At 69.4% G+C, this 1,010-nt stretch carries 1 pseudogene; it reads right to left on the bottom strand.

Going from position 1 to position 1,010, the window contains the following annotated elements:
- Window positions 1–1,010 (bottom strand): annotated as a pseudogene (locus AB0N06_RS39065) (IS110 family transposase); the annotation flags it as partial.

Raw genomic sequence — 1,010 nt, 5'->3', positions numbered from 1 at the left:
GCGAGTTGGGGTCGTGCTGGACGCTGATCAGCGCGGAGGTGTAGAAGACGCGCTGCAGGCGGCGGTGGTATCTCGTCGGTCGGTGGTCGTTACCACTGACCTGGCCGGAGTCGCGGGGGGGCAGGTGCCACGCCGGCGAAGGCCGCGAGCCGGTCGGCGGTGGGGAAGGCGTCCAGGCTGCCGCCGACGGCGGCGAGAAACTCGGCACCGAGGACCGTGCCGATGCCGGGCATGGACTGGATCACGTCGGCAAGTTCGTGCTCGCGAAACCGGCCCTCGATGAGCTTGTCGGTCTCGGAGATCTTCTCGTTGAGGGCCATCACCTCCTTCGCCAGGGTGTGCACCATCTTCGCGATGGCCTTCTCACCCGCGACGGCGGTGTGCTGGCGCTCGGCGGCTTCAACCACTTTCTCGGCGAGGGCGGCAGCGTTGCAGACCTTGCGGTTGCGCAGCCAAGTGGTCAGCCGCCGGGTGCCCGCGCGGCGGATCGCTGCCGGTGTCTGGTATCCGGCCAGCAAAACCAGCGGGCCGGCGTTACCGAGGTCGAGGGCTCGTTCCAGGGCCGGGAACATACCGTTCAGCAGGGCCTTGAGCCGGTTGGTGGTGCGGGTGCGGTCGGCAACCAGATCGACGCGGTGGTCGGTCAGCAGCCGCAGCTCGATCGTGGCTTCGTCGCCGGGGCGGATCGGCTGAAGGTCGCGGCGCATCCGGGCCTGGTCGGCGATCACGCGGGCGTCACGGGCGTCCGTCTTGCCTTGGCCGCGGTAGCTGTCGCTGGCCCGGTTGACCGCGATACCGGGGATGTAGACGAGCTCCTGGCCGTGGTTGACCAGCAAGGCGATCAGCAGGCCCGGCTCGCCGCCGGTCATGTCCAGCGCCCAGGTCGTCCTGTCGCCGTCGGCGAGGTCCAGGACGTCACCGATCAGCTTCAGGAGTTCCGGCTCGTCGTTGGCCACCCGCCGCGACAGCAGCGTGCTGCCGTCCGCGTCCAGGACCAGCGTGTGGTGATG

It is taken from the genome of Streptomyces sp. NPDC051020 (assembly GCF_040683105.1).
In the GTDB taxonomy this organism is placed as follows: Bacteria; Actinomycetota; Actinomycetes; order Streptomycetales; family Streptomycetaceae; genus Streptomyces.
Note: the sequence above shows the minus strand (reverse complement) of the source record. Positions and strands in the feature narration are given on the sequence as shown.